This is a genomic window from Pleionea sediminis, assembly GCF_007570825.1.
Classification (GTDB): domain Bacteria; phylum Pseudomonadota; class Gammaproteobacteria; order Enterobacterales; family Kangiellaceae; genus Pleionea; species Pleionea sediminis.
On record NZ_SUNB01000001.1, the window covers coordinates 2,252,119 to 2,271,691 of the forward strand.

The 19,573-nt window shown below is 40.5% G+C and carries 15 protein-coding genes; 11 read left to right on the forward strand and 4 right to left on the reverse strand.

The annotated features are described in order from the left end of the window. The first annotated feature begins 181 nt into the window (after nt 1-181). The 3 genes from pnp to FAX86_RS09370 all read left to right on the forward strand — a co-directional run bounded on the left by pnp (nt 182) and on the right by FAX86_RS09370 (nt 5,824). A complete protein-coding gene (gene pnp, locus FAX86_RS09360; RefSeq protein WP_144393056.1) occupies nt 182-2,308 on the forward strand; it encodes a polyribonucleotide nucleotidyltransferase in 2,127 nt (708 codons plus the stop codon). Between the two features lie 123 nt (nt 2,309-2,431). Further along, nucleotides 2,432-5,251 carry a hypothetical protein gene (locus FAX86_RS09365; RefSeq protein ID WP_144393057.1) on the forward strand — a complete coding sequence of 940 codons (2,820 nt, stop codon included), beginning with the start codon at nt 2,432-2,434 and terminating at the stop codon, nt 5,249-5,251. Between the two features lie 78 nt (nt 5,252-5,329). Next, nucleotides 5,330-5,824: a hypothetical protein gene (locus FAX86_RS09370; protein ID WP_144393058.1), complete on the forward strand. Its 495-nt coding sequence runs from the start codon at nt 5,330-5,332 to the stop codon at nt 5,822-5,824. A 2-nt stretch (nt 5,825-5,826) separates the two neighbouring features. Here the strand turns inward: FAX86_RS09370 and FAX86_RS09375 are convergent, their stop codons facing one another. Together FAX86_RS09375 and FAX86_RS09380 are read right to left on the reverse strand one after the other, a co-directional pair. Further along, on the reverse strand, nt 5,827-6,243 hold the full coding sequence (locus tag FAX86_RS09375; protein ID WP_144393059.1) for an ACT domain-containing protein: 417 nt from the start codon (nt 6,241-6,243) through the stop codon (nt 5,827-5,829). After that, a complete protein-coding gene (locus FAX86_RS09380) occupies nt 6,240-6,842 on the reverse strand; it encodes an acyl carrier protein phosphodiesterase (RefSeq protein ID WP_144393060.1) in 603 nt (200 codons plus the stop codon). Before FAX86_RS09380 ends, FAX86_RS09375 begins: the two co-directional genes overlap by 4 nt. Nucleotides 6,843-6,919: 77 nt before the next feature. Here FAX86_RS09380 and FAX86_RS09385 point away from each other — a divergent pair, with 77 nt between their 5' ends. The 6 genes from FAX86_RS09385 to lnt all read left to right on the forward strand — a co-directional run bounded on the left by FAX86_RS09385 (nt 6,920) and on the right by lnt (nt 12,805). Next, nucleotides 6,920-7,267, forward strand: coding sequence for a hypothetical protein (locus tag FAX86_RS09385; RefSeq protein ID WP_144393061.1), 348 nt, complete (start codon nt 6,920-6,922; stop codon nt 7,265-7,267). 193 nt (nt 7,268-7,460) lie between these two features. Beyond that, on the forward strand, nt 7,461-8,786 hold the full coding sequence (miaB, locus tag FAX86_RS09390) for a tRNA (N6-isopentenyl adenosine(37)-C2)-methylthiotransferase MiaB (RefSeq protein ID WP_144393062.1): 1,326 nt from the start codon (nt 7,461-7,463) through the stop codon (nt 8,784-8,786). Nucleotides 8,787-8,813: 27 nt separating this feature from the next. Continuing rightward, nucleotides 8,814-9,848: a PhoH family protein gene (locus FAX86_RS09395; RefSeq protein ID WP_144393063.1), complete on the forward strand. Its 1,035-nt coding sequence runs from the start codon at nt 8,814-8,816 to the stop codon at nt 9,846-9,848. Next, nucleotides 9,838-10,317, forward strand: coding sequence for an rRNA maturation RNase YbeY (ybeY, locus tag FAX86_RS09400; protein ID WP_144393064.1), 480 nt, complete (start codon nt 9,838-9,840; stop codon nt 10,315-10,317). The genes FAX86_RS09395 and ybeY overlap by 11 nt, the downstream gene beginning before the upstream one ends. 61 nt (nt 10,318-10,378) lie before the next feature. Then, the gene (locus FAX86_RS09405; RefSeq protein ID WP_144393065.1) at nt 10,379-11,257 is read left to right on the forward strand and encodes a CorC family transporter; all 879 of its coding nucleotides are present in this window, start codon (nt 10,379-10,381) and stop codon (nt 11,255-11,257) included. Nucleotides 11,258-11,275: 18 nt separating this feature from the next. Then, nucleotides 11,276-12,805 carry an apolipoprotein N-acyltransferase gene (gene lnt, locus FAX86_RS09410; protein WP_164503520.1) on the forward strand — a complete coding sequence of 510 codons (1,530 nt, stop codon included), beginning with the start codon at nt 11,276-11,278 and terminating at the stop codon, nt 12,803-12,805. A gap of 14 nt (nt 12,806-12,819) precedes the next feature. On the opposite strand, the gene FAX86_RS09415 is transcribed toward lnt, so the two are convergent. Further along, complete coding sequence (locus tag FAX86_RS09415) at nt 12,820-13,503, reverse strand: aspartate/glutamate racemase family protein (RefSeq protein WP_144393067.1); 684 nt, start codon at nt 13,501-13,503, stop codon at nt 12,820-12,822. 724 nt (nt 13,504-14,227) lie between these two features. Here FAX86_RS09415 and FAX86_RS09420 point away from each other — a divergent pair. Beyond that, nucleotides 14,228-18,517, forward strand: a complete 4,290-nt coding sequence (locus FAX86_RS09420; protein WP_144393068.1) for a M36 family metallopeptidase — start codon at nt 14,228-14,230, stop codon at nt 18,515-18,517. A gap of 88 nt (nt 18,518-18,605) precedes the next feature. On the opposite strand, the gene FAX86_RS09425 is transcribed toward FAX86_RS09420, so the two are convergent. After that, nucleotides 18,606-19,382 (reverse strand): YdcF family protein, encoded by a 777-nt coding sequence (locus FAX86_RS09425; protein WP_144393069.1) that lies wholly within the window; start codon nt 19,380-19,382, stop codon nt 18,606-18,608. On the opposite strand from FAX86_RS09425, the gene FAX86_RS09430 reads away from it, so the two are divergent. Then, nucleotides 19,381-19,566 carry a hypothetical protein gene (locus FAX86_RS09430; protein WP_144393070.1) on the forward strand — a complete coding sequence of 62 codons (186 nt, stop codon included), beginning with the start codon at nt 19,381-19,383 and terminating at the stop codon, nt 19,564-19,566. The genes FAX86_RS09425 and FAX86_RS09430 overlap by 2 nt on opposite strands. The last annotated feature ends 7 nt before the right edge of the window (nt 19,567-19,573 follow it).

Genomic DNA, 19,573 nt, shown 5'->3' on the forward strand with positions numbered 1-19,573 from the left:
AACACATCCCATTTGTTAGGTTGCCCATTGGTTTTTAGCCAGAAAGTGATTGTTTTTTATTCAAAGACATCGCAGTTAATAGAAAGCAACCACTTTCTGGTTAGTCTAAAAACATCGCAACTCAACTTTTGAGGATTTTTATCATGATAAAAATATTGCATGAAGCAATTAAGGAAAATATGTGAATCCTATAAAACGAAGTTTTGATTTTGGTGGCCGTAAGGTTACTTTGGAAACTGGAGAAATCGCTCGTCAAGCATCGAGCGCAGTGTTAGTTGATGTTGATGGTACGACTGTTCTAGTCACTGTCGTTGGTAAAAAAGAAGTTCGAGAAGGTCAAGATTTCTTCCCTCTTACCGTTAATTATCAGGAAAAAACTTACGCAGCCGGAAAAATCCCTGGTGGCTTTTTCAAGCGTGAGGGTCGTCCTTCAGAACGAGAAACTTTGATTGCTCGTTTGGTTGACCGCCCAATTCGTCCTCTATTCCCTGATGGTTTTAAAAATGAAGTTCAAGTTATTGCAACCGTTGTTTCGATCAATCCAGATGTCGAGCCCGATATCGTAACTATGATCGGGACATCTGCAGCGCTTTCAACCTCTGGTATCCCGTTTAACGGACCGATTGGTGCTGCTCGTGTTGGTTACAAAAATGGTGAATACATTTTGAATCCTGCAATGAGCGAAATTAGCGAAAGCGAGCTTGACCTGGTTGTTGCTGGTACAGAAGACGCTGTCTTAATGGTTGAGTCCGAAGCTAAAGAACTGTCTGAATCTGTGATGTTAGGTGCTGTTATGTTCGGACACGCTGAAATGCAGGTAGCTATCAAGGCTATTCAGGAGTTTGCAAGCGAAGTGGCAACGCCAGCTTGGGATTGGCAGCCAGAAGCTGAAAACGTCTCTCTCAAAACTCGGGTTGCTGAGCTCGTTGAGTCAGAAGTTACCGAGGCTTATCAAATTGCCGATAAAATGGCTCGTAAAGATAAATTGTCTGAGCTTAGCGAAAAAGCCGTCGAAGCGATTGCAGATGATGAAAATGGCCCAACAGCAGACGAAGTTAAAGATATGTTCCACAGTATCGAAAAATCTGTTGTTCGTTCGCGTATCGTTAATGGTTCGCCACGAATTGATGGTCGTGACAACGATATGATTCGTGCTTTATATGTAAAAACGGGCGTTCTACCGAGAGTTCATGGTTCAGCACTATTTACTCGAGGCGAAACTCAAGCGTTAGTTACTGCTACTTTGGGAACTGAGCGAGATGCTCAAATCATTGATAGCTTGTTAGGTGAGTCAAAAGACACCTTTATGTTGCACTACAATTTCCCTCCTTACTGTGTTGGTGAAACCGGAATGGTAGGAAGTCCAAAGCGACGTGAAATTGGACACGGGAAATTAGCAAAGCGCGGGCTTCAAGCCGTTGTTCCTTCATCAAGCGATTTTCCGTACACACTTCGAGTCGTTTCTGAAATTACTGAGTCAAACGGTTCGAGCTCGATGGCTTCTGTGTGTGGAACAAGTTTAGCGTTGATGGATGCGGGTGTTCCTCTTAAAGCTCCTGTTGCGGGTATTGCGATGGGTCTAGTGAAAGAAGACGAGAAATACGTTGTTCTTTCCGACATCCTAGGTGATGAAGATCATCTCGGCGATATGGACTTTAAAGTGGCTGGTAGTGAACAAGGTGTGACTGCACTTCAAATGGATATCAAAATTGAGGGTATCACCAAAGAAATCATGGAAGTTGCTTTACATCAGGCAAAAGCAGGTCGATTGCACATTCTAAAGACTATGAATGAGGCAATTAATACTCACCGTAGTGAAATTTCATCTTACGCGCCACGTATTACTTCATTGAAAATTGACCCTGAGAAAATTTCAGAAGTTATCGGCAAAGGTGGTTCTACCATTCGCTCCATTACGGAAGAAACTGGCGCAACAATTGAAATCGACGATGATGGTACTGTTCGTATAGCTGCTGTTGATAAATCAGCAGGCGACGCAGCGGAAAGACGTGTGAGAGATATTGTCGAAGAAATTGAGCCTGGAGCGGTCTACGACGGAAAAGTTTCGCGTATTGCGGACTTTGGTGCTTTTGTCGCTATTAAGCCTGGAAAAGACGGACTGGTACATATTTCTCAAATAGCTCACGAACGTGTAAATAAAGTGACTGATTATTTGAAAGTAGGTGACGTTGTTAAAGTAAAAGTCTTGGAGGTTGACCGTCAAGGTCGTGTGCGTTTAAGTATGAAAGAACTTCTCGATCCTCCTGCAAAAGAAACACCAGCTGAAGAGTCCAACTCTGAAGCTTAATGTTTCAATCTATCTTAGGAAAAGGCGACCATTGGGTCGCCTTTTTTGTTAGTAATGCTTGGCAAAGCTTTTGGAAAGTATCATTATTAGTTCAAATTTTTAAATACCCTGTAGGAAATTCAGTTGTTAAAGCTTATTCGTTGGATATTCATTTTTTTTATAGGTAATACCTGGTCTTTAGAGCCTTCTTTGAATTGGAAAACACTCGAGAGTGAACACTTTTACATTCATTTCTCGGAAAATGACGAAGCGCTAGCCAAAGAAACCGCAAATAAAGCTGAGCAAATTCATCGTCAACTAAAAAAGCAATTGTTGTGGGAGCCAGATGAGAAAACTCATTTAATACTTTCTGACCATACTGATGTCGCTAATGGCTATGCGACTCCTTTTCCTTTTAACCGCTCAGTTCTATTTGTCCATCCTCCAGAAGCTGGAGCCATGGATTTTCACTCTTGGTTATCGATGCTAATTACACATGAATATACTCATATTTTACATCTGGACCAAACGGAAGGAGCGCCCAAGTTTTTACGGCGCATCTTCGGTCGACATGGACTTTTGTTCCCAAATGCGTATCAGCCTAGTTGGTTAATTGAGGGCTTCGCAACTTATAAAGAAACTGACTTTGAAAAGAGAATAGGTCGCGGTCAAAGTACGTTGTTTAAAATGATGATGCAAGAAGAAGTTGAGCATGGTTTTAAATCGATCGATGAAATTAATATGTCAAGTCCCAGTTGGCCTCTCAATGCTCGATATTTGTATGGTTATTATTTTTTTGAATTTTTAGAGAGTGAATTTGGTAACGAAAAAGTTCAGCAATATATTTCTAATTATGGCGATAATATTTTTCCTTTTTTATTAAATACAAATGCGAATAATGTTATCGGAAAAGATATGACGGAACTTTGGCAAGCGTTTAATATTTATTTAAAAACAAAGTTCCAAAATGATACTCATCTTCATTTACGAAATTTAACGAAAGACGGTTTTTTCAAGTCTGATATTGCTAGCGATGGGAAAGGTGCCGTTTATTGGTCTGGTTATGATGGATATCACGAGCCTCGATTATCAAGAATTAATAAGGATGAAAGCATTGAGCATTTAATTGAATTGAATTCGTTGGCTTCGCTTGATTATCACTCTTCTAACGGGGTGCTTATTGCTCAGCCCGAAGTATGTGATGAATATAACTTATATTTTGATCTTTATATTTTTATGCCAGAGACCAATTCTTTGAATCGACTTACGCACTGCTCACGGTATTCTGAAGCGATCTGGTCAAAAAATGGTAAGTTTATCTATGCTCTAAAGGCCGAATCTGGAAAGTTTCAGATCGATCAATTGGATTCTTCGGGCAAACATTTAAAGATGATTTGGAAAAGTCCGGATCTTAGAGTGGTATCTGGCATTGATATTGATTCAAAAAACGAAAAGTTAATAGCAAGCGTTCAGAGAGTCGATGAAAACAGAGCGAATATAGAAGAGTTCGCCATAGTTAATAAACGTTGGCGAAAAGTTATCAGTGATAAAGCCAATCAACGTTATGCGAGCTTTATAAGTGATGATGTAATTCGCTTCTCAAGTGACCGAAGTGGACGATATCAATTGTACGACTTTGATATGGCAGATAATCGGCTTTATCTACTTAATGCTTTTACTAACGCCAGCTTATTTCAACATGATGTACTAAATGAAAAAGTATATAGCTTAGAATATACAGCCTATGGATATGAAATTGTAAAGTATTCACCAGTAAAACAAGTTGTCAACTTTCAAAATAACATTGGTCAAAATGAAATAACTATTAAGCCAGAAGCTAAAATTAGTTATGATAAAAACAAGCCATTAAAAATATCCGATTACTCTCCGCTCAAAACATTAAAGCCAACTTATTGGACACCATTTGCAATCGGTAATGATAATACCTTAGAAATAGGTGCATCTACGAATGGTCAGGACGCTCTTGAAAATCATTACTACCAAGTTGCTGCAAGCATTGAGTTAGAAAGATACCTACCGAACATTTTGATGAGCTATCAGTATGACCATAGCTTTCGATTATCACTCTCACACTATCATGACATTAATGACGATGATATTGACTCAACATCCGATTTTGTTGAGCAAAACACAGATGTTCTGATGAGTTATAGCTTTCCTATATCATCGATACAGTCGCGATGGAATTTTGAATTAGCAATAGGCTCTGACACCGAAAGACAGTATCTCTGGTATCAGGATGACCTGTTGTTTATTCGTGATACTAATGAAATTTTAGGTGGTTTAAGAATTGCTTATGATTCAACAAATCATTATTTACGTTCGATAAGTATTAGCGATGGTCGACAGGTTAAATTTGCAGTTGGAACGGGTGACTTGTTTGATAGTGACTTTCTTGGTAACAAAGCGCTGGTCGATTGGCGAGAGTTTTTTCAGCTTTACAAAGAAAATGTGCTTGCTCTTCGGTTTCTTGCTGGTAGTGGTGAATTAGATACAAAGCCATTTAGAGCAGGAGGAAATTTTAGTGCTCCTTACTTTATTTCTTCTAACTCATTCATTGAAGACAGATATGCGTTCCGCGGATATCCCGATTTTAGTGACTTTCTAACTGGTCGGCATTTGAGGCTATTTTCTGCTGAGTGGCGCTTTCCAATATGGCACATTGAAAGAACGTTAATGTCTCCACCGGTTGGTATAGAGGAAGTTTCAGGAAAGTTTTTTTACGATAAAGCTCGGGTGTATGGTCATCGAGACGCAGTAGTTAATGCTTATCCTTCTATTAACTTACGAGATCGGGAGTACGAATCCAGAGGTGTCGAAATTCTTTCACAATTTCGGTTATTTTATTATTTGCCTATCAATGTTCGGCTTGGGTATGCCGAAGCTCTTGATCCTTTAATTGGTGGGGAGGAGGTCTACGTGAGTATTGGAACCTCCTTTTGAAATAAACAATAAACATTCAATATTTAATCATTTGTTTCTTTTGATGAGTTCCTTTAGATTGAGTGTAAAGGAGGAGATATGAATAAGATACTTTTTATTGTCATGGTTTTTCTTAGTTTGAATCTAAGTGCCAAGAAGCCATGTGATAGCGAAGAATACAAACAGTTTGATTTTTGGGTTGGAACTTGGGATGTCTATTCCAGAGATGGCAAGAAAGTAGGCGTTAATCGTATTTCAAAAGAGTTGGGTGGGTGTATCCTTAAAGAACACTATACGACAGATAAGGGATTCGAAGGAAAGAGTTTCAATATTTTTGATGTTAATCACAATACTTGGCATCAAACATGGGTTGATAATAGTGGGACATTACTCAAATTAGATGGTAAGTGGAATGGTACAGTGATGACATTAAAGGGAGAAGGCAAAAATAAGGAGGGTAAAAAGGTGATTCATCGAATCGAGTGGAAACCCAAAAAGAATGGTGATGTCCATCAAGTCTGGGATTCTTCTATTGATAAAGGGCTACATTGGAGTAGTGTTTTTTATGGCGTTTACCAGAAACAAAAGCAATAAAGTTAACGACTCGCTTTTGGTGTCTCAACATTATGGCCCTCTGTTTCCAGGGCCTTAATTGCTTTTTGGAAATTTGAACTGGAAACCAAAAGGTAATCTGTATTAAACGTTGATAAAGCAAACAAACTTATCGTATGTTCAGCTAAGCATTGGCTAAGCTGAGACATTACTCCAATCATATTTAAGTCCAAAACCTGATTTACTTTTAGGGCTCGCCAATAACTACTTTTTTCCAGAATAATATCGGAAAAACTCTCCAATATTTCAGTTGGGGCAATCAACGAAATCTCATCGTTTGTGAGACTCAAACTTATAAGTTCGCTTTTACACTGAGTAATGTCTATTGGAGCAGATAATTTTGCTATTACCAGCTCTACATCAAGCGCTAATAAATTAAGCTGGTGTTTATTATTTATCATAGTGATTGAGTATCAATTGTTTTCTTAATAAAAGTATCGGAAAAACTCAGCATTTCAAAGTAAACTGCATCAAAGTTAGTCGCAATAAAATTTTGGTGTTTTTTCAGTTCTTCGAGAGCTTCGATGAGTTTTTCGCTGTGTTTTAAGCGCTTTGATACTAATTGCACATTGTTATTGATGTGTTTTTCTTTTTGATAACGAATGAATAGAGATTCTGCGATGAGGTAATCAAAGAATCTTTTTTGAGTAGCCGGTACCCAAGTCCATTGAGATTTAATTGTTTTATTTATGACCGTTTGAAATTGGCTTAAAGGCTGTGAATAAAAGTGCGTCCAGCGGTTAGCGAGAAGGTGATCAAACCAAAAATCAATGACGATTCCCGCGTACCTCCTAGTTCCTTGAGGAAATCGCTCTCGAATAGCCCTGACTTTCGTATGCTCATCGAAGAAGCTGTCGATGGCGCGATGGAGCTTAATGCCAGTCGCGATATTATCAGGGTAGCGTGTCAAGTCGGGACCTCGGACGTGGTCACCGATGATATTGCCAAATATTACATCAGGAATATTATTAGATAATGCGGCATGAGCCAGGTAATTCATTAATTTTCTCTAAGAAATTGGAAACTTACGATGAATCTTTCTATGCTTATCTTAGCCTATTTGTAATTGAGGTAACTATGGCAAGTTGGATTAACGAGCCTTGCTTAGAAATTCTCCGTAAAATCAATGATGTACCTAACGATGATGGCCGAGAAAATAAGCAACTTAAAATACTGATTAATGGATTTGCAGACCTGAATAAGGAAATGATGCGGCGTGCTGCTGAAAACGCACGTGCCCAATTTAGCGAACTTTCGACTGAGGAAGAGCCAAAAGCGCCTGAGAAGAAGCAAGCTAAGAAGCCAGAAGAGCCCTCCAAAGCCCAAGAAGATTTAGATGATTCGCCCGATTTGGACGATTTTGACTCGTTTGACGAAGAGTTGGACATGATTGAGCAAACTCTTATTCGCTCGATCGGTGATTAAACCTCTCAACAATCGAGCCGAACGGCTGGTGTTCGTAATTTAACCTTTGATATAATCGCCGCCTTTCTGAAATGTGACGTTTGTTTTTGGGGACTTTTGTGCCCGAAAATACGCACATCAGCGTTGAATTTATAAATGTTGAATGAATCAGCATGCGACTTTGGCCATTGGGTCAAAAAGGTGTAGTAAAGTTATGGCGAAAAAGCTGTATATCAAAACTTGGGGCTGTCAGATGAACGAATACGATTCATCAAGGATGGCTGATTTATTAAATGAGACACATGAGCTCGAAGTGACAGATAATCCCGATGAGGCTGATGTTTTATTACTAAACACCTGTTCAATAAGAGAAAAAGCTCAAGAAAAAGTCTTTTCGCAGCTGGGTCAATGGAAAAACCTTAAAGAAAGTAAGCCTGATTTAGTTATTGGGGTTGGTGGCTGTGTCGCAAGTCAGGAAGGCGACGCAATTCGATCTCGAGCACCTCATGTTGACATGGTATTTGGACCGCAAACTCTTCATCGTATTCCTGAAATGATGGAGTCGGTAAAGACCAACAATGCCTCTGTGGTTGATATTACGTTCCCTGAAATTGAAAAATTTGACCGTTTGCCAGAGCCAAAGGCTAATGGTGTCTCTGCTTTTGTTTCCATTATGGAAGGGTGTAGCAAATATTGTACATTTTGTGTTGTTCCCTATACTCGCGGCGAAGAAGTGAGTCGGCCCTTTGATGATGTCATTGCAGAAGTGGTTGAATTGGCTGAACAAGGAGTTCGTGAGATTAATTTGTTAGGTCAGAATGTGAATGCTTATCGAGGAGAGACTCACGATGGTCGCATTGCTGACTTGGCGGAGCTCATCACTTATGTTGCCGCAATCGAGGGAATTGATCGAATCCGGTTCACCACATCTCACCCAGTGGAGTTTTCCGACAGTTTGATAGAAGTTTATGGTGAAGTGCCTGAGTTAGTGAGCCATTTACATTTGCCTGTTCAAAGTGGTTCAAACTCAGTTTTGACCGCTATGAAGCGAGGCCATACTCGCGATGAATATTTAAGTAAAATCAATCGTTTAAAAGCTATTCGACCGGGCATTAGTTTGTCTTCCGATTTTATAATTGGCTTTCCGGGAGAAACGGATCAAGATTTCCAGGATACGATGGACTTGATTGCTGAAGTTGGTTTTGATTACAGCTTTAGTTTTATTTACAGCGAAAGACCGGGTACGCCAGCGGCAGAATTGGACGATGAAACTCAGCTTGATGTAAAAAAGAGTCGTTTGCAATTGCTGCAGCAGAGAATTAATCAACAGACCCAGGCTATTAGTCGAAAATTAGTTGGAACGAAACAAAAGGTGCTCGTTGAGGGTCCAAGTAAGAAAGATATTATGCAACTGAGTGGCCGAACTGAATGTAATCGAGTTGTTAACTTCACTGGCCCACACAAACTCATCGGTGACTTTGCCGAAGTGATTGTAACTGAAGCTTTGCCAAACTCCTTGCGAGCGGAATTAGCGCAATAACTTTTATTTTGAAAAGAGAGTATTTTTTTGACAGAAACTAGCAGTATACAGTTTATTTTAGAACCCGCAGATAACGACCGATTGGCAAATTTGTGCGGTTATTTGGATGAAAATTTTCGTTTAATCGAACGGCGACTTGGAATTGAAGTTAATAATCGTGGAAATAATTTTCAGTTAATTGGCGAAACGGCAAATATAAAAGCTGGGCGAGATGTTATTGAAGAACTTTTCAAGGAAACGCTCGGCAAAGACGCGTTAAATGCTGAAACTGTTCATATCGTCTTGCAGACTAAAGCGAATCAACTGAAAGATGAGAAAGATTCGAAAAAACAAGACGATGTTGTGATTACTACCAAACGAGGTTTAATTCGTCCACGAGGCTATAACCAGAAAAAATACGTCGAGCGAATTGTATCCAATGATATCAGTTTTGGTATTGGGCCAGCGGGAACGGGAAAAACTTATTTAGCGGTGGCTGCCGCGGTCGATGCGCTGGAGCGTCAAGAAGTTCGACGGATTATTTTAACTCGACCAGCTGTTGAAGCGGGCGAGCGGCTCGGGTTTCTTCCTGGCGATCTGAATCAAAAGGTCGACCCTTATTTGCGGCCTTTGTATGATGCTTTATACGAAATGCTGGGCTTTGAACGAGTTGCTAAGTTGATGGAGCGAAATGTCATTGAAGTTGCACCCTTGGCTTACATGCGGGGTCGTACGCTGAATGAAGCTTTTATAATTCTGGATGAAAGTCAAAATACGACCGCAGAACAAATGAAAATGTTGTTAACGCGTATTGGGTTTGGATCGAAAGCTGTTATTACTGGTGATATTACTCAGGTGGATTTGCCTCGCGGTACCCGTTCTGGGTTGCGTCAGGCAATCGAGGTGTTGAGTGATGTTAAAGACATCAGCTTCACATTTTTCCAATCGAATGATGTCGTTCGGCACCCGGTAGTGCAGCGTGTTGTTCGTGCTTATGAAAAGTTCGATGCCACTGCAGAGGGAAACTCAGCTAAGAGCGAGCATTCAAATAAGACCAAGCAAGGTGAGCGACATGCATCTTGAGCTTGATATTGAAGTTGAGGACAATATTGACGGCGTTCCAGAACAGGCTGAATTTATTCGCTGGGTAAGAGCGGCAATTGAGCAGTCTGGACGCTCAATGTCCCAAGCTGAGCTTTCGATTATGGTTGTGTCATCTAAGGTGAGCCAAAGTTTGAACGACCAATATCGAAACAAAAATAAACCTACGAATGTATTATCCTTCCCGGCAGATATTCCTGAGTATGTTGAGTCGCCTTTATTAGGCGATCTTGTTATTTGCGCACCAGTATTAGAACAAGAAGCGGCTGAGCAATCTAAAGCGCTGATTGATCATTGGGCTCATTTAACAATACATGGTTGTTTGCATTTATTAGGGTTTGACCATATAGATGACAGTGAAGCAGAGATTATGGAGTCTATAGAAATCAAAGTGTTACAGCAACTAGGTATTAGCAATCCATATTTACTCAATGAGATTGCAGTGGAATAGTTTTTTTAAAAAAGCTTTGATAAACTGACTAGGTTAAGTTAACAAGAGACGAATCATCACAATGGACGAACACCCGCCGTCGCGGTCTTGGCTTGAGCGTTTAACGCAATTATTACAATCTGAACCGAAAGACCGTGCTGATATCGTAGATATCCTTAAAACAGCACAACAAAATTCACTGATCAATATTGATGTTCTTGCGATGCTTGAGGGCGTGCTGCAAGTTGCAGAAATGCAGGTTCGCGATATTATGATTCCGCGGCCGCAAATGGTTGTGATTGAGCAAGACATGTCGATTGAAGATATCTTATCGATAGTTATTGCCTCTGCACATTCACGATTCCCTGTGATTGGTGATGATCGAGATGATCTGGAAGGTATTTTGTTAGCTAAAGATCTGCTGCCGGTTTTGCTTGAAAAGGCAAAGAATGAATCGGATGCTCGATTTGATCTTAAAGAAGTTTTGCGGCCCGCTGTTATAGTGCCAGAAAGTAAGCGTCTCGATGTTTTACTGAAAGATTTTCGTATTAATCGAAATCATATGGCGATCGTTGTCGATGAATATGGTGGTGTTGCCGGGCTTGTTACAATCGAGGATGTATTGGAGCAAATTGTTGGTGAAATTGAAGACGAACATGATTTCGACGACGAAGATGATTTGATTAAGCCTCATGGCGACAATGAATTTGTGATCAAGGCCCAAACGCCAATTGATGAATTTAATGAGTATTTTAGTTCTGACTTAAGTGACGAAGAGTTCGATACGATTGGTGGTTTAATTATTCAGGCGTTTGGTCATTTGCCCGTTAAAGACGAAGAAATCATATTTAATAATTTTAAATTTACGGTTCTATCTGCTGATACTCGACGAATTCGATTGGTTAGAATGAGTGTTGTAGAAGAAGAACAACAAGCATTGCAAGTTTCCAATAGCGAATAATTCAATATGAGCCTGTCTTTGTTTAAACGCCCTTCTGGGCGTTTGCTTTATTTGTATGCTCTTATTGCTGGAGCTGTATATCCAATTGGACTGGCACCTCTTTCAGTTTGGCCTGTACTTTTTCTTTCCGTATCTGCGTTACTCTATCTTTGTCATTTGGCCAATGATAAGCAATTGAAATGGACTTGCTACTGGTACGGCGTTGGATTTTTTGGAGTTGGGGCAAGCTGGGTTCATGTCAGTATCCATGAGTTTGGCCATGCGCCACTGGTTTTAAGTGTTTTTCTGACCGTTGTTTTCGTTTTTTTTCTTGCCTTGTTTAAAATGATGATTGGTTGGCTGGTGTCTTTTGTACGAATTAAATTCGGCTCGAACGGATTTTGGTTGTCTTTTCCCATCGCCTGGGTTTTTCTCGACTGGGTGCAAAGTATTTTCTTAACCGGTTTTCCATGGCTGTATTTGGGATATGGTTTAGTTGATAGTCTTTTTTCCGGTTGGCTTAAATGGATTGGTGTGAATGGAGCTACCTTTGTTATTGTCTTCCTGTTGTCATTCTCTGGTTGGTCTTTAACGCAATGGAATCGTAATAAAGCCGGAATATCTGCAGCATTAGCCGGAGTGTGGATCGCTATCATCGCTATTGGTAGCTATTTAGCTTATTCAAAAAGTGGCACTACAAGGGTTACTTCAGAGCTTAATGTCGCGTTAGTTCAACCTAATATTCCACAGGCTGATAAATGGAAAAGAGAAAACTTATTGACGTATCTAAAGCGATACGATGCGATGACAGAGCCTTACTGGAACAGTGATTTAATTGTTTGGCCAGAAGCCGCCATTCCTTCTTTAAAACATCGAGTTGATAATTGGCTGGATATGTGGAACGAAAAAGCAACTCGAAATAATTCGGAATTAGTTTTAGGTATTCCTATTTATGATTTTAAGAAAGAGAAAATATTTGCATCAATGATTTCTCTTGGGCAAACAAATAACCAGTACGATAAACAACATTTGGTTCCCTTTGGAGAGTTTGTTCCGTTTGAGAATATATTGCGTGGTTTAATTGAGTTTTTTAATTTGCCAATGTCTGGAATGTCAGCTGGAAACTCTGAGCAAAAAGCGATGCAACTTGAGCGGCTTAATGTGTATCCGGCGATTTGTTACGAAATTGCTTATTCTGATTTGTTCAAAACATTTATTGAGTCGGTTGATAACGACAATATTAATGTTATTGTCACAATAAGTAATGATGCCTGGTTCGGGAAATCTTGGGGACCCTACCAACATTTTCAAATTGCGCGTGCCAGAGCTATTGAATTTGGTGTTCCTGTCATACGGTCTACTAATACAGGTATAACCGCTGTTATTAATCATAACGGTAAAGTCATTTCTCAAATACCCCAGTTCACTCAACAGGTTCTTGCTGGAAAATTTACGTTTAGTAATGTACCCACTATCTATTCTAAAATGGGGGCTGCTGGGTTTTGGTTGGTTGTCTTAATATTATCGTCAATATTTTCTGGCATAATTTTTGGGGATACGCGTCGTTAGAAGGGTAATCTGATTTAGCAGATTTCTTTTTTTAAACTCTCAAGCATTTTCTCTGATGGTAGAAACAGTCGAATATCTGTGGTGATTTGATTTAATTCATCGTAGATATAATCGAAATGAGTGCAACCTAAGATTAAAATCTGCACGCCACTTTTAACTAGAGCGCTAATGAGTTCTTTTAATGCATGCAGTTTAATTATCATTTGTGGTGGCAGCTCTGCCTCTATATCCTCAACAATTTGCAAGTTTCCTATTCCGATTACTTTTGCTGTGGGATTTAATGTGAGTATATTCTTTTCGATATTGGCGCAACTTTGGCAGTTCGCGGCGAGCAATCCAAAGTTACGGTAGCTTTCTGTTAGTTTTGCGTAAACTTCGAGCGGTGTAACAATAGGAACGGAGCTGTTTTCTTTCACTTTGGCTAGATCAATTGCTCCACTTAAAGAGTTGCAATACAGCATGGCAGAATTAACGCCGGCATCAACGAGTTTTTCAATCGTATCGATGACCATTTGAGTTAATGTTTCTCTATCAAGAGCTTGCAGCTTAGTTTGTGCTTGAGGGGACTCAGAAACAGAAAGGCCTATAGCTTGAGTGTTTTGGGAGTCTAAGTAATTGAGTCCAAAGCGAGTGTCAGTTAATGTGCCAGCAATAACACCAACAATAAGTTGCCCTGATGTAATTGAATTCTTAAGCATTCATATGATTCTCTTGAAGGAAAGAAAATATCGTTAATCTATGCTATAGACTTGGATATCTCACTTATCATTAAGTGTAGCAAAAGACTTATCAATACTTGAGAATATTAATGTCCTAACAAGTTTCTTCTGATTTGTCAGTTGAGGTTCAGGAGAATGTTCGAGCTCTTTTATCAAAATCTATTGCACAACAAGCTTGCTTGTTTTTATGTTGAAGCTATTTGCGCATAGCTAGTACCTTGATCCTGTCTTGCTGATAAGACTAAATATTTAAACTGATTTATTAGTCAACTATCAAAAAATAAAACCTGGAGATTATTATCTCATATCTGTGATTTTGCGATTTCTATCATTAGCTTATTTGTAGAAGCAAAAAAAATAGTTACGTTAAAATTCTGAGCTTAAACTTTGTCGAGGTTGCCCCGGTTAGTACAACGGTAAAAATATCAATTTGTTATTGGCTTTAAAGGCGAGTTTTAAGTTTTGTATAACTATCTCAACTTTTATCGCATAATTAACATGTGAGCACTCACTACCTTAAGTGCGCTTTACTGGCTCTTTCTCGAGTCAATAAGAGAGGTATTTTACATTTGTTTTGTTTTATTCTATTGAATCTAATGTTGTTGTATCTTTGTCGTATCGAGTGTAAATGTAGTCACAAATCGAATATCCAATCGTCTGTGTTCAAACAGGCAATTCCCGAAAACCGGAGGGCAGGTAGAGTATGTTTATTCCTTATAAATTGATTGCTGTGTCAGTGAGTGCTGCGCTGACCAGTTCTGTTTTCAGTAGTTCAATGGCAAAAGACAGCGGCCAAAGCTTTAACTTTAAAAATTATAATAAATCTTCTTTTTATCCCTCTTTTCAAAAAAGCAACGATATTCAGTATAAGTTATTGAGAACTTTGCAGGTCAACAATGAGCCTCGAGTTCTGGGGCAGAAAAACTCTTTTTCCTCTGCCATGGGTGTTGATACGTTTCGATGGCATGATGATTTCTTAAAGCCTACTCAATTAAAAAATATAAATAATAGTAAAAGTTATCTCGACAAAGTGTCTCGTGAGTATCTAGAAGAAAATGAAGGTACGCACGCACTCAATAGTCAGGCTGTGAAAGAAGCGAAATTAATGTTTGTCTCCAATACTGGAAAAGGCCCGATTGTTACCAAGTATCAGCAGATGGTCGACGGCATAGAAGTCTTTGGAAGGCAAATAGCAGTATTGATGAACTCAAAGCAACAACTTGTGGCGACCTCCGGCTTCTTTGCCTCGGTTGATAAACAAGTTTCACAAAGCGCGCAAAGATTTTCATTAACTGGAAAACGAGCATTGGAAATTGCGGCTAGTTCCCTCGGTGGAAGTATTGCTGTTAAGGAGTCTGAAAATAAGGCAGGAAGTGAATATTCTAAATACTCTTTTTCCAATGGTGCAGAGGTTAAGTTAGTTGTTTCTGATAACAGCCGAACTAAAAAAGTTTTTTATCCTTATGGTGGAAGTTTAATTCCTGCTTATTATGTTGAGGTTTTGGGTAGCGAAGCAGGCACTACGCGTCATATCGGATACAGCTTTGTTATTTCTGCGACCGATGGTGAGATGTTATTTCGAAAAAATTTGACGGAAGACACCGAGTTTTCTTACCGCGTTTATGCCGACAACGACTCCCACATTCCTTTTGACAGTCCTTACGGTGATGAGTTGACTCCAAACCCGTTGGGAGTTCCTGGCGACATTGACGTATCTGAAGCAGCGCAAAATATTATTACTCTCTCACAAGGTCCGATTGCGGGTGTGCAGCCGTGGTTGGAATCAAGTGCGACACAAACAGCGGGTAATAATGTTTTAGCTTATGCGGATATTGTTGAGCCTGATGGTTTGCAAACTGATCTCGGTGATGTCTTTCCTTCATTAACGGGGACGTCTTTATTCGGATACACTCACGATTTGGATGATCCAACTTCGACCGATAGCATTAGCGCTTCGACGGTTAATCTTTTTTACATGAATAACTATTTGCATAATTGGTTTTATGCGAATGGTTTTGATGAAGCAGCAGGAAATGCACAAGCTGATAATTTCAGCCGCGGTGGTGTTGGTAATGACCGTCTGCATGTTGAAGCACAAGACAACAGTGGTATGAACAATGCCAATATGTCGACCCCTGCTGATGGCGAAAGCCCTCGAATGCAAATGTACATGTGGGGACAAAGTTCCTCTTCGTATCAAATCGGTAGTATCACTCCAGGAGTTGTTGGCATCGGCCAGTTTGGTCCGCAAGAATTTAATGTTTCAGGAACCGTGGTTGCCGTTATCGATAGTGTTGCACCGGAAAGTGATGGTTGCGATGCGTTAACTAACGCAGCAGAGTTGAGCGGCAATATCGCTATAATTGATCGGGGAAGTTGTAACTTTACTGATAAAGTGCGTAGCGCTCAAGAAGCTGGAGCCATAGCAGCAATCATTGCCAACAATGATACAGAGAATCCAAATGATGTTATTAATCTCGGTGGTGATGCGACCGATATTACGATTCCATCGATAATGGTTAGTTACAATAATGGTCAGTCGATTTATGCTGAAATGGCCGGTGGTAGCATTACTGCAACATTAACACGTACTATCGATCTGCGTGACGGTACTTTGGATAATGGCATAGTAGCTCATGAGTGGGCGCATTACTTATCAAACCGTTTAGTGGGTAATGCTGCAGGTTTGTTTAACAATCAAGGACGAGGTATGGGTGAGGGTTGGAGTGACTTTGTCGCTTTATTATTTGCGGCCCGAGAAGAAGATGCGTTGCTACCAGGAAATGATCAATTTCAGGGCGCTTATTCTGTCGCAGGATTTGCGACAACCGATTATTACTTTGGTATTCGCCGTTTTCCTTACAGTACCGACAGAGATATTAACGATATTACTTTTAAACACGTTGAAGAAGGAGTTGCATTACCGGCTACTCATCCTATTGCATACGGTCAAGACGGTTCGGGTAATTCGGCTGTACATGCAACTGGTTCAGTATGGTCAACAATGTTGTGGGAAGCGTATGTCGATTTAATTAACCGAGAGGATTTAAGTTTTTCTGAAGCACAAGACAGAATGAAAACCTATCTGGTTGAAGGTTTGAAGATGACTCCGATCGCACCAACGCTTACGGAGGCGCGTGACGGAATTCTTGCGGTAGCAGCAGCGACAGACATGGCGGATTACAATACGATTCTTGCAGCATTTACTGAGCGAGGCATGGGATTAAATGCAGTGGCACCGCCAAGATTCGATAATAACAATGCAGGAGTTGTAGAAGATTTTGATTCTAACGCAAAATCTTCATTTGCGATCACTTCAGCAACCATTGTTTCTGATGTTGTTCTACCGGGACTTTCTTCTTGTGATAATGACGGCATCTTAGATACTTCAGAAACAGCGGTGCTATACATTACGATTCGCAATGATGGCGATCAAGCTTTGTCTCCTACTGGAGTTATTTCATCAGCTAATGATGTCACTTTCCCTGATGGACAGAATATCGCGTTTGAATTAAGTGGTACGCTTGGCGAGGAAGCGACGGTAATGGTTCCTGTAACCGTCAATAGTGCTGCAGCCGGAGAAGAGTTTTCTTTTACGATATCCTTCGCCGATCTTGGACCTGATGTGAATGTTCCTTCCGACGTAACGGTTTCAGTTCAAGGTGAACTTGATTATGCGACAGGTGGTTCTGTTGACGATTTTGAAACAACATTAACTTCAACTCGTGACTGGACGGTAACAACGACGACGATAGATGGCGCAAACAACTGGGCTCTGGATGGCGCTCAGTACGATCAGTTCTTTAGTCGTGGACAAATGTTTCGAGGCCCCAGCTCTCGCAGTCCGGAAATGTTAACGCTTGAGTCACCCGTCGTAACGGTAGCAGAAACGGGCGACTTCTCATTCAGCTTCTTCCATTACACCGGAATGGAGTATCTGGAGATAAGTGAAGTTGAGTTTTCTATACTCGATGCGGGTGTTCTCGAAGTTAGTATCGATGGTGGTGATTGGACGGATGTAAACCGACTTATTTCTGACAACGGTCAATTTACGCAGTTGGTTCAATACCAAGCGCCTGTTAATGATAGCAATCCTTATCTTGCAGGACGTCAGGCATTTGGAGTTCCCAATTTTCCAGGTGACACAGTGGTTGTCACTATTCCTGAAAGTCAGGTCTTACATAATGAACAAGAGACCATTAACGGAAAAACGGTTCAGGTTCGATTCGTAATGGCAAATGGTGAGACAGGTTCCGATTTAGGTTGGTTAATTGATGAGTTCCAATTTAACAATGTAGTTGATGGTCCTTTCTCTTCGTTGGTTGCTGACGATGGTGTGTGTGGCAACTCTGCACCTTATGTAGCGGATATAGCTGACCTTGAAGTATCAGAAAAAGACGGGAATGCACAACGTATCGTTACTTTGGATGTTGAAGCCGTCGATAATGAAAGCGACTCACTCACTTACTCATGGACTCAAACTTCTGGTGAAGAGGCAACTTTGAGTGGGGCAACTACGAGCCAAATGTCGTTCACAGTTCCTGTGATAAACAGTGATCAAGTGCTTGGGTTTGCTGTTGATGTGAGTGATGGTACTAATACTGTGACCAAAACGGTTTCTGTTAAGGTTAATGACGTTAACGAAATTCCGGTGTTGTCGATTAGTGGTGATACGTCAGTAAGAGCTGGAAGAACAGGCTCGCTCTCAGTCAACGTTGATGATGGTGATGACGCCAATTTCACTTACGTGTGGACAGTGGCTTCCGGTGAGGGTGTTACGATTGACTCGGGTGAATCGACATCGAGTATTTCTTTCACAGCACCAAGAACAGCTGGTGACATTTCATTTAATGTTGAAGTTAGTGATGGAAAAGCAACGGTCGATGCAACGCAAACCGTTACTGTAACGAAAAAGTCGAGCGGCGGAGGAAGTCTAGGCTGGCTTGTTTTAGGATTATTGGGTCTTTCTGGATTGCGCCGAAAATGGAAGTGAGTTTGATTGATGACTTACAAATCCAAGTGAAATAAAAAAGGGAGCCTAGCTCCCTTTTTTAGATTTATGTTTTCAAAATTGAATATATCTATCCGGCTATTTTCCACCAGAGCAATCCTAAATGTTCGCGAAGTGCTTTTACACTCTTTGCAAGGGCACTTGCGGAAGGAAAGTAACTCGAATGTTTTGATTCCTGAACTTTACCCACTGGAGCAGCAATTGTTTCGTATTGATCGGATTCAAATGCAGCGTACGCTCGAGGCATATGCCAACTGTGAGTGACCAATAATATTTTCTTTATTTCATGGTTTACAATGAGATTGCGTGTGTATTGCGCATTTTCAGATGTGTTTTTACTTTGAAACTCTAACCAATTGACCTGTACGCCAAACTCATCGCTGAGTACTTGATTCATTAAAATGGCTTCAGCTGTGGGTTCATCGTGAGGGCTACCACCCGAAACTAATATCGGCAATTGCGTTTTATGATGAAGATAAGCGCCGTATCGGAGTCGCTCAAGAGTCCATGAATTGACAGTATCGGTATCTTCATATTCCGGTGCTTTGCTGTTTCTTCCACCACCAAGAATAACGATCGCGGTAGGTATCTTTTCTCGTGCTTCACCCAGAGTTTTTATCTGTTTTAAAGACAAGCTGGGATAACTTTGCAAGCTATTGATAAGTTCAAAGGCGATAGAAGGAGTGGCCAGCGCATAAAGACTTGCTGTCGAGATAAATAATAAGGTTCGAGCTGTTCGGCGCCATCGACGCCAAATTATCCAAGCTGCCAAAGCGAGTAATAAATTAATGCCTGGTGGTAAAAAGATAAATTCAAGTAGGTGAGAGGCAAAAGATCCAGATGTCATGGGCGAGATACTTTCCTTTTTTTGCTATCAATCATTGGAATTCGCTGCTGCAGCGGGGTTTTCTGTTGTTGCTTTAGGCGCTGCTGCGTTATTATTAGCCCTTTCGGACATTGTTCGACATTGGGGTGTCAGTATAAGGTATTTTCTTCTGCCGCAAAAATACCCATTCATGAGTTTCCGTTAGAGTTTAG

Bases quoted from the DNA above. Each gene is read 5' to 3' on its own strand.
- FAX86_RS09375 (WP_144393059.1), bottom strand. From the start codon at position 6,243: ATGATAAATAATAAACACCAGCTTAATTTATTAGCGCTTGATGTAGAG.
- FAX86_RS09415 (WP_144393067.1), bottom strand. From the start codon at position 13,503: ATGCTTAAGAATTCAATTACATCAGGGCAACTTATTGTTGGTGTTATT.
- FAX86_RS09370 (WP_144393058.1), top strand. From the start codon at position 5,330: ATGAATAAGATACTTTTTATTGTCATGGTTTTTCTTAGTTTGAATCTA.
- FAX86_RS09380 (WP_144393060.1), bottom strand. From the start codon at position 6,842: ATGAATTACCTGGCTCATGCCGCATTATCTAATAATATTCCTGATGTA.
- miaB (WP_144393062.1), top strand. From the start codon at position 7,461: ATGGCGAAAAAGCTGTATATCAAAACTTGGGGCTGTCAGATGAACGAA.
- FAX86_RS09430 (WP_144393070.1), top strand. From the start codon at position 19,381: ATGGGCGAGATACTTTCCTTTTTTTGCTATCAATCATTGGAATTCGCT.
- FAX86_RS09425 (WP_144393069.1), bottom strand. From the start codon at position 19,382: ATGACATCTGGATCTTTTGCCTCTCACCTACTTGAATTTATCTTTTTA.
- FAX86_RS09405 (WP_144393065.1), top strand. From the start codon at position 10,379: ATGGACGAACACCCGCCGTCGCGGTCTTGGCTTGAGCGTTTAACGCAA.
- ybeY (WP_144393064.1), top strand. From the start codon at position 9,838: ATGCATCTTGAGCTTGATATTGAAGTTGAGGACAATATTGACGGCGTT.
- FAX86_RS09420 (WP_144393068.1), top strand. From the start codon at position 14,228: ATGTTTATTCCTTATAAATTGATTGCTGTGTCAGTGAGTGCTGCGCTG.
- FAX86_RS09385 (WP_144393061.1), top strand. From the start codon at position 6,920: ATGGCAAGTTGGATTAACGAGCCTTGCTTAGAAATTCTCCGTAAAATC.